Annotated in this window: 7 protein-coding genes; 4 read left to right on the top strand and 3 right to left on the bottom strand. The window is 60.3% G+C overall.

Features of this window, described 5'->3' with window-relative positions:
- Window positions 1-56: 56 nt before the first annotated feature.
- Window positions 57-1,727: a bifunctional protein tyrosine phosphatase family protein/NAD(P)/FAD-dependent oxidoreductase gene (locus tag KFO72_RS03150; protein ID WP_225031360.1), complete on the top strand. Its 1,671-nt coding sequence runs from the start codon at window positions 57-59 to the stop codon at window positions 1,725-1,727.
- A 427-nt stretch (window positions 1,728-2,154) separates the two neighbouring features.
- Here KFO72_RS03150 and KFO72_RS03155 read toward each other — a convergent pair whose 3' ends face one another.
- Window positions 2,155-2,718, bottom strand: coding sequence for a cytochrome b (locus KFO72_RS03155; RefSeq protein ID WP_054932215.1), 564 nt, complete (start codon window positions 2,716-2,718; stop codon window positions 2,155-2,157).
- 35 nt (window positions 2,719-2,753) lie between these two features.
- A complete protein-coding gene (locus KFO72_RS03160; protein WP_054932216.1) occupies window positions 2,754-3,128 on the bottom strand; it encodes a cytochrome b562 in 375 nt (124 codons plus the stop codon).
- Window positions 3,129-3,281: 153 nt separating this feature from the next.
- Here KFO72_RS03160 and KFO72_RS03165 point away from each other — a divergent pair, with 153 nt between their 5' ends.
- The 3 genes from KFO72_RS03165 (at window position 3,282) to arsA (ending at window position 7,618) form a co-directional block, all read left to right on the top strand.
- The gene (locus tag KFO72_RS03165) at window positions 3,282-3,944 is read left to right on the top strand and encodes a response regulator transcription factor (RefSeq protein ID WP_054932217.1); all 663 of its coding nucleotides are present in this window, start codon (window positions 3,282-3,284) and stop codon (window positions 3,942-3,944) included.
- Window positions 3,944-5,293 (top strand): ATP-binding protein, encoded by a 1,350-nt coding sequence (locus KFO72_RS03170; RefSeq protein ID WP_225031369.1) that lies wholly within the window; start codon window positions 3,944-3,946, stop codon window positions 5,291-5,293. Before KFO72_RS03165 ends, KFO72_RS03170 begins: the two co-directional genes overlap by 1 nt.
- Before the next feature lie 558 nt (window positions 5,294-5,851).
- Window positions 5,852-7,618 carry an arsenical pump-driving ATPase gene (gene arsA / locus KFO72_RS03175; RefSeq protein ID WP_054932219.1) on the top strand — a complete coding sequence of 589 codons (1,767 nt, stop codon included), beginning with the start codon at window positions 5,852-5,854 and terminating at the stop codon, window positions 7,616-7,618.
- A 310-nt stretch (window positions 7,619-7,928) separates the two neighbouring features.
- Here the strand turns inward: arsA and KFO72_RS03180 are convergent, their stop codons facing one another.
- Entirely contained in the window at window positions 7,929-8,939 is a 1,011-nt protein-coding gene (locus KFO72_RS03180; protein ID WP_060608166.1) for an IS110 family transposase, read from the bottom strand.
- Window positions 8,940-9,120: the final 181 nt, after the last annotated feature.

Consider the following 9,120-nt stretch of genomic DNA (forward strand, 5'->3'; position numbering starts at 1 on the left):
GGTGAGGGCGCGTCCCGGTCCGATGTCCACAAATTAACTGTTTCAGGAAGCAGGCCATGGATGTCCATTCCCTCACTCCAGATGTTTCGGTCTCGCCGCAGATTTCCGTCGCTGACGTCTCGACGCTACAGACGCTAGGATTCAGATCAATCGTTTCTCATCGGCCGGATGCGGAAGCGCCGGACCAGCCTAACTTCGAGGAAATCGCGCAGGCGGCAAAGGCCGTCGGTCTGAAGGCAGTTCATCAGCCGGTGCCCGCAGGCCAAGCCTCAGATAGGCAGGCGGCCGACTTTGCAGCGCTTCTCGCGGAACTACCCAAGCCGGTGCTGGCGTATTGCCGCACGGGTACGCGGTCCGCGACGTTGTGGGCGCTGTCACAAGCTAACACGCTGAGCGTGGCGGAAATTGAGCGAACGACGGCGAAGGCGGGCTACGAACTCAAGGCAGTGATGCGACGTATTGCCAATGCTGGAAAAGTAGCGCCCGGCGTTGTCGAAGCAGAACATACTGTGGTGATTGTCGGCGGCGGTGCAGCCGGTATTGCCGTGGCCTCGAGCCTGCGCGCCCGCGATCCTTCACTGGATATCGCGATTATCGATCCCGCCGACGTGCACTATTATCAGCCCGGCTGGACGCTCGTGGGAGCGGGAGTATTCGACTCGGGGGACACCGCGCGCACGATGGCGTCGCGTGTGCCGCGCGGCGTGCGTTGGCTCAAAGCCGCGGTGGTGGCATTCGAACCGGACAGTCACGCGGTGGTGCTTGAGGGGTGCCGGAGAGTGCGTTATCAGCGGCTCGTCGTTTGCCCGGGCATCAAGGTTGACTGGCACGGTGTCGAGGGCCTCGTCGAGACAATGGGGCAAAACGGCGTGACGTCGAACTACCATTTCGACCTCGCGCCGTATACTGCGGAACTTGTCAAGACGCTCCGCGGTGGCAAAGCATTGTTTACGCAGCCGCCGATGCCAATCAAATGTGCCGGCGCCCCGCAGAAGGCCATGTATCTCTCGTGCGATACGTGGCGTAGAAACGGTACCTTGCACAACACGCAGGTGCAGTTCTTCAGCGCGGGCACGGCGCTGTTCGGCGTGCCTGACTACGTACCGGCATTGATGAAGTATGTGGAAGCGTACGGCGTTGACCTGCGTTTTGGCCATACATTGAGGAGTGTCGATGGTCCTCGGCGTCGCGCCGTATTCGAACGCGTGTTGCCTGACGGCAGCAGGGAAACAGTCGAAACCGACTTTGACATGATTCATGTGGTGCCGCCGCAGACGGCCCCGGATTTTGTCCGCGCAAGTCCGCTTGCCGACGTTGCTGGCTGGATAGATATTGACGCCAGCACGTTGCGCCACAAGCGGTATGAGCATATCTATGCGCTGGGCGATGCCACCAGCACAACGAATGCCAAGACGGCGGCAGCTGCGCGCAAACAGGCACCCGTCGTTGCCCATAACGTGCTGGCGAGTCTCGGTCGCGCCAGCGGATTGGCGACTTACGATGGCTACGGTTCGTGCCCGCTCACGGTCGAGCGGGGTAAGGTGGTACTGGCCAAGTTTCTTTATGACGGCATGGTCGCGCCCAGTTTTCCCGCGTGGCTGCTCGACGGCACACGACCGTCGCGTCTTGCCTGGTTTCTCAAGGAGCGGATTCTGCCGCCGCTCTACTGGGACGGCATGCTCAAGGGGCGCGAATGGCTGGCGCGACCCGTACTTGATGATAGATAACGCGATGGAAAGAAACTGTCCGATGCGAAGAATCGCGGCAGCATCGCGGTCAATGCCGAATCGGGCCTGACCCACTGCCGCAAGTAACCGTGTGAACAATCAAGGAAGGTGCCGTGGTCAGCCTGAACGGAAAACAAGCTCCGCCGGGTCTCTAAGGAGCCGACGGTCGAAAGCTGCTTTCGCACTGTCGAAATCGTCGTCAGCGTTGCCATTACTTCGGTTAACTGAATTTTCTATCCTCGGGCTTTGAATTATCAGAGGAGCTCGCCGAAGATCGCTGCGCGTGACCGCGGGTATTCTTGCCATGCCGAGAGCGAAAATGACGGTCACCCTCGAAAAAGGCGGCAAGCAGCCATTGCGATTTTCTGAATGCAGCGCGTGCCAGCGGCTTGTCAGTCCGAATTGACTTGAGTACGGCGCAGACGACTCAACCTCGATCACTTGTTGGCATCTTCTGCTCGACACGCCTGGGCAAAGGCAGGATTCGGGGAAGAATGTTTTCCGACTTGAGTACCCGGTGCGCGACCACCCCCAACACGTGGAACCCGACGAGTGCAGCCAGCCCGTAGGCCGTCAGCGCATGCAGCTCCCCCAACCAGTGCGACAGCTCGCGGCTTTTTGATACTAGCGTTGGCAGCGAGACGAGGCCGAAGCAACTTGCCACGTGTCCGGCCGCATTGGTCTTCAGCCAACCGAGCAGCGGAATGACGAGCATCAACACGTAGAGCAGGTGATGAACGGCCTTCTCGGCGAGGTAAGCCGGCGTGCCGGCCCGGTTGGTCGACGGCGGCAACCGACGCCGCATCCGAAACCGGTTCGCGACGCGGACCGAGACCAGAAAGAGGATGACGATGCCGATCGACTTGTGGAGTGTGAGCAGATCCTCGTTATCGTCAAGCATCAAGCCGATGATCAGATTGCCAATCAGCGCGACGGCCAGCAACCAGTGCAGCAAGCTGATCGAGAAGGGGTAGCGGGACGTGTGTTTCATGTACGGGATTCCTGTGCAAACGCGTTTCAGGTTTGTCAGCCGAGCAGGTCGTGATAATGCTTCCTGGTACCGTTAATCCGGCGCAATGCGCGCTTGGCGGCGTCCATGTCGTCTGCCTCGATTGCACGGTCGACCTCGGCCAGTTCCTGCTGCAGCGCCTGCATGCCTTCATCGTAGGTGGATGGGTCGCTGCGATAAGGCTGACGGCTTGCCCGCTGCGCGTCGCTTTCGAGCCTGGTCACGTAGCCGCGCAGCTCGGGTATCGTGGTGCTGGACATCGCGCCCTGCATGGCCAATTTCATGTCCTTCATCAGTGTTTTGATCTCGCCTGCATGGGCCAGCGGCGCGGCCACAAGCAGCGAGACGCACAGCAACGTTCGGAAATGGGGGGGGAACGGCAGCGTAGCCATGGGCATTGATCCTGTAAGGACAGTGAATGCCCGGGAGAATAGGCAGGTCAGGTTAACGGATTCTTAACGAGCCGCCATGGCGGCACATGGTCTTGATACACGTGCGTGTATGCGGTTATCGTTGCCACCGGGAACGAACAGGAGCACGACACCATGCGCGTATTACTCGTCGAGGACGACAGGCTGATTGGCAGCGGCGTGGAAGACGGCCTGATCGAGGCGGGCATGACGGTCGACTGGGCGTGCGACGGCAAGCACGCGCAACTGGCACTGGAAACCACGCCATATGACCTGGTCATACTCGATCTTGGCCTGCCCCGCGTGTCGGGGACCGAACTACTCGACTGGATTCGCAAGCGCCGCGACCATACTCCCGTGCTTGTCATGACTGCGCGCGACACCGTTGCCGATCGGGTGAGTGGCCTGAGCGCCGGCGCCGATGACTATCTCGGCAAGCCGTTCGACCTGACCGAACTGGTCGCGCGATGTCGCGCGGTCGTACGGCGCTCGCAGGGCCGCGGCACCGATACGATTGAATACGGCGACCTGCTGGTTGATCCTGAGCGCCTGACGGTCATACGCGGAAGCAAGCACATCGCGCTCAGTTCGCGCGAGTGCGCACTGCTGGTCGAACTGCTTGCGAATCAGGGCCGTCCTCTTTCTCGCGCGCGTCTCCAGGATAGCCTTTACGGCTGGAACGAGGAGATCGAAAGCAATGCGATCGAGGTGCATATCTCGAACCTGCGCAAGAAGCTGGGCGCCCAGTTGATCCGGACGATCCGCGGCGTTGGCTATGTGGTGGAGAAGGCAACGTGATGCGGTCGATCCGGCGACGTCTGACCTTGCTGGTGTTGTCTGCCATCGTACTGGTGTGGTTGTACTCGCTTTATTCGAGCTATCACCAGGCAATCCATGAAGTCGAGGAATGGGACGAAACACGCGTCGAACAGGTCGCCCATGCGCTGCTCGTGCTCGACGTACGCGATCTGCCGGCTTTTGCGGGCGCGAGCCTCGCGCCTCGCGACGACGACGGAGACAACGATGCCTCAATGCGGCTGCTGTATGAGGTGACTGCTGCAGATGGACGGGTGCTGGCCGCGAGTCCCGGTCTATCGTCGCTTGGCCTGCCGGCACGGCCGGCCCACGCATCCGGCCTGCTACGGGTCGACGATGCGAAGTGGCGTGTCTACGTGCTCGGCGATACCGCGCGCGGCCGTACCGTGCGAATCTTCCAGCAGCGCATGCATCGCTCGGAGCTCTCCTCAATGGTCGCGCTGCGCATCGCCCGTCCACTCGCTTTGGTGTTGCCTGTGCTGGCCATGCTTGTCTGGTTTGCGATCGGCCGCAGCCTGACACCCTTGCGCACACTGTCGGAAGCGATCGAGGCACGATCACCCGACAGTCTCGACGCCGTCGCGGACAAAGGCGTTCCAGACGAGGTCTTTCCGCTCGTCGCTGCGCTCAATACGCTGTTGCAACGTCTGCGCCAGTCGCTGGAGCGCGAGCGCGCTTTTACCGGTGACGCGGCACACGAACTCAAGACCCCGCTCGCCGCCATCAAGGTCCAGGCACAAGTCGCGCTCACCGCGCGCGATCCGGAACGTCAGCGTCGGGCCATGCAGCGCGTGGTGGAAGCGGTGGATCGGAGCACGCACCTGGCCGATCAGTTGCTCGCGCTGGCGCGGCTCGAGGAAAGCGCGCCGCTTCCCAGTGCGCGAGTCGATCTCGCGGACATGGCCAAGGCATGCATCGTCGACCAGCATGCCTTTGCGGATCACAAGCAGATTTCGCTGACGCTGCAGGCCGATGGAGCGACCATCGTGCGTGCGCCGCCCGCGCTGGTGCGCATACTGCTAGACAATCTCGTCGACAATGCAATCAAGTACGGGCACGCGCAGGGGCGCGTGGAAATCGCTATCTGGAGCGATCCCGACGCGGTGTTTCTCGAGGTGCGCGACGACGGCCCCGGTGTCGCGCAGGAGAACCGGCCACGCCTGCACGATCGCTTCTTTCGTGCAGCGAATCACGTCGAGAAAGGAAGCGGGCTGGGCCTGTCGATCGTCGCACGCATCGTGGCCAAATTGCGCGGGAAACTGGCGTACACATCCGGAATTGATGGGAAGGGGTTCGGCGTGTACGTCGCGCTGCCTTTGCATATGCCCTAGTCGCCGCGTGATATTTTTCAACTCAGCTTCCTTGCTCTGTTGCAGATGCTGTGGCCCGACATCGTCGTCGGGTCAGTTCGCCCATCGGCGTCGGTACAGGCATTGACACACGTCAAAATGAATCGAACTCCCGCAGGCATGATGAAAGGCCATTTGATGCAAGACCAGGACACGTCATCGTGATGAGGCCCGGCCATGTACCGATTCGATGCAATGAGGCGCTCCCGGTCAACGGACACATATGCTATGCCGAGATGCATTTCATGAAGTCCGCCAGGACCGCCCCCACGTCTCGAATCAATCGACGACAAGATTGTTGTCGACACTGACGAGAAACATCGGTAACTGAATTGCTGCATCCGAACGTAGAGAACGATGGGGCGGTATTCGATACGTCCGCACCCGCATTGCCAGGCACGGTCCGCTGTGCCACGTCGTTCACGCGTCATTCCGGTTCTTCCTCGGAGCGCCCCGGCCATAGCGGTATTGTTGCGGTGACTCTCAGACGGTGACAACCGAATGCAAGATGATTAAAGGTCAATCAGAACGGGAAACCACATGCCATCACGACTCGCGTTACTGGAAGCACCGACCAGATACATGTTCTTCACCGGAAAAGGTGGAGTGGGAAAGACGTCGGTTTCCACCGCCGTAGCTATCGCGCTGGCCGACGCCGGCAAAAAGATCTTGTTGGTTAGCACAGATGCCGCGTCCAATCTTGACGAAATGCTCGGTATTGAATTGATCAATACTCCGGTCCCGGTACCGGGCGTGGTCGGACTGCGCGTACTGAACATCGACCCAGACGTCGCCGCGGAGAACTATCGCGTTCGCGTTGTCGAACAGATGGACCCCGAGGCGAGTGCCGACGAAATTGCGACCGTGCGAGAACAGCTATCGGGTGCCTGCACCACCGAGATTGCCACGTTTGATGAGTTTTCCAGCTTACTTTCTCACGGTGCATCTGACTTTGATCATGTGGTATTCGACACAGCCCCCACCGGGCACACGTTGCGGTTGTTGAGCCTGCCCAAAGCGTGGAGCGGGTTCCTTAAGGGTAATGACCGGGGGGCGTCCTGCCTGGGGCCGCATTCCGGCTTGAAAATGCAGGAGAAACTCTTCAATCAGGCGTTGGCAGCGCTTAACGACGCGAGTATGACAACCATCGTGCTGGTAGCCCGGCCCGAAACTGGCGCATTGGAAGAGGCCGCGCGTACGTCGTCCGAGCTGCGAGATCTGGGGCTGGCAAATCAGCGCCTTGTCCTGAACGCGGTTTTCCAGGCAAGCCAATCCCATGACCGCATTGGCGACGCTCTTGATGCCTTGGGAAAGAAGGCTCTCGCAGCCATGCCGGAAGCGCTGCGCCGGCTTCCCACGGATCATGTGCCGCTGCGCGCAGTGGACTCAGTGGGCTTACCTGCGCTCCGAGCCCTCCTGGCCCCGGAATTGACATGGGTAAGCAATGTGCCTCGCGGCGTGCTCACGCACCTTGCACACCACCCCATGTCGGAATTGGTTAAGGAATTGGCCCACGCCGATCGGGGGCTGATCATGGTCATGGGCAAAGGTGGCGTCGGCAAGACAACTATCGCGTCCGCTATCGCCTTGGGGCTGGTTCGCAGCGGGAAGTCGGTGCATCTGACCACTACTGATCCAGCTGCGCATCTAGCGATGACCCTTCAGGGAAATGTCCCGGGACTCACTGTGGGGCGAATTGACCCCGAAGTGGAAACCAGGAAGTATGTGGACAAGATCGTGGCTGCACGTGCGCCCCGAATGACAGAGGACGAGAAGGCACTGCTCATTGAGGACCTGCGATCCCCCTGTACTGAAGAGGTCGCTGTGTTTCATGCCTTCTCGCATGTCGTGTCTCAGGCTGGCAGCTCATTCGTGGTACTGGATACCGCTCCGACCGGTCACTCTCTGTTGCTGATGGACGCCGCGGGCGCCTACCATCGTCAGATGGTACGCGCGTTTGACGACAAGGCTCCCGGCCGCATCGTGACACCGTTGATGCGATTGCAGGATACTAACTACACGAGGATCATCCTGGTCACGTTGCCAGAAACGACGCCGGTGTCACAGGCAGCGGCATTGCAGGAAGATCTACGCAGGGCCGATATCGAACCATTTGCATGGGTGGTCAACCGGTCATTGCTGGCCACGGATACTAATGACTCAGTGCTGCTGGCGCGTTTGAACAGTGAAAGAAAGCAAATGGAGCGGGTGGCAACGCTATCGAAACATGGGGTCTATGTGGTTCCATGGCGAGCCGATCCACCGGTGGGAATCCTTGGGCTTGAAAAGCTACTTGAAGGCGACTGACGGCCGAGGCTGCCTTTGAAGCATGTACACGCGCCTTGGGCAGGCCGGAACCGGACATTTCTTATATGGTCGCCTCCCATTTGCAAGGCAATTGTGCGTGGCGAGGAGGGTGGTTGCGGACTTATATCCGGACTCGATCGCGGGCATGCCCGCCGGCCCCGATGGATTTCGCCGCAAGGGTCCTAATCTAATTGGCGGACTCGAAGTCCGAGAAATGTCTCAGGCTTGCCCTTGCACGGTCCAACCTGTCTTGCCATCGTTCAATTTACCTGTGCAACCGTGAATGGTTAAAGCGTGTGCCTGGGGGCCGTCACTGTGCCGGTGTCGACTGATACGTTCGCCCATACGCCAGCAGTGCCCAGATCGTTCGCGCCATCTTGTTGGCCAGCGCGACAGCGACGACGTTCGTGGGACGTCGGGCCAACAGTGCACGCAGTCGTTCCGGCAGATGTTTCGCCGCTGAGATGACGAATCGGGCGCCGTGGATCAGCAGCGTTCGTAAATACACGTCACCGCGTTTGCTGATGCCACCGAGCTTCACCTTGCCGCCAGAACCGTTCTGTCGTGGCACCAGGCCCAGATAAGCGGCAAACTCTCGCCCTGAACGGAACGTCTTTGCCTGTCCGATCACAGATACCGCCGCAGTCGCGGTGAGCACACCCACGCCAGGAATCTCCGAGATGCGACGGCATGCGTCGTCGTTGCGCCGCCAGTCGAGAATGCGACGTTCGAGCCGTGCGATCTGCTCGTCGAGTTCACGAAGTCGCGAGAATTGATCCTGCAGGCTGTCTGCGAGCATAGCTGGCAGCTGGTCGGCCAGTGAGGCCAGCGCGAGTTTGGCGGCCTCGATTGATGCCCGGCGCCCCTGAGGCAGGACGACTCCGAATTCATAGAGCAGTCCACGAAGCTGGTTGACCTGCATGACGCGAATGCGGACCAGTTGCTGGCGGATGCGGTGCATTGCGAGCATGGCCTGCTGGTCTTCGGTCTTGACGGCCACGAACCGCATGCCCGGACGCTGGGCGGCTTCCCAGATCGCCGCAGCGTCGGCTGCGTCATTCTTGTTCGACTTCACGAACGGCCGCACGAACTGGGCTGCGATGAGCCGCACGTCGTGGCCAAGTCGCGCCAGGACGCGGGCCCAGTGATGGGCGCTGCCACAGGCTTCCATGACGACACGACTCGCAGGCCGGTTGGCAAAGAACGGCACGAGCTGGGCGCGTTTGAGAACCTTGCTGCGAATCGTGCCAGTATCTGGCTCGACATAGTGAATCTGGAATACGCGTTTGGCCAGGTCGATGGCAATGGTCGTGGGTTCCATCTGGTTCTCCTTGACGGCAGGACTGCCGAACCAGCAATGTCGCACGTTCAGCCCACGGGCCTGCGGCGTTGAGCGGCCCGTTAAGGCGGGAGGCGACCATTCCATCTATTTGGGACCTACACATAGTGTCAAAGCCAGATTGAAATGTCGTAGCGCCGGCTATTTACAGATGTCGTGTTTC

The organism is Paraburkholderia sp. XV, assembly GCF_020177535.1.
In the GTDB taxonomy this organism is placed as follows: domain Bacteria; phylum Pseudomonadota; class Gammaproteobacteria; order Burkholderiales; family Burkholderiaceae; genus Paraburkholderia; species Paraburkholderia caribensis.

What these genes read in the sequence shown, in the direction of transcription:
- KFO72_RS03160 (WP_054932216.1), bottom strand. Translation starts at nt 3,128, where the DNA reads ATGGCTACGCTGCCGTTCCCCCCCCATTTCCGAACGTTGCTGTGCGTC.
- KFO72_RS03150 (WP_225031360.1), top strand. Translation starts at nt 57, where the DNA reads ATGGATGTCCATTCCCTCACTCCAGATGTTTCGGTCTCGCCGCAGATT.
- KFO72_RS03165 (WP_054932217.1), top strand. Translation starts at nt 3,282, where the DNA reads ATGCGCGTATTACTCGTCGAGGACGACAGGCTGATTGGCAGCGGCGTG.
- KFO72_RS03155 (WP_054932215.1), bottom strand. Translation starts at nt 2,718, where the DNA reads ATGAAACACACGTCCCGCTACCCCTTCTCGATCAGCTTGCTGCACTGG.
- KFO72_RS03180 (WP_060608166.1), bottom strand. Translation starts at nt 8,939, where the DNA reads ATGGAACCCACGACCATTGCCATCGACCTGGCCAAACGCGTATTCCAG.
- KFO72_RS03170 (WP_225031369.1), top strand. Translation starts at nt 3,944, where the DNA reads ATGCGGTCGATCCGGCGACGTCTGACCTTGCTGGTGTTGTCTGCCATC.
- arsA (WP_054932219.1), top strand. Translation starts at nt 5,852, where the DNA reads ATGCCATCACGACTCGCGTTACTGGAAGCACCGACCAGATACATGTTC.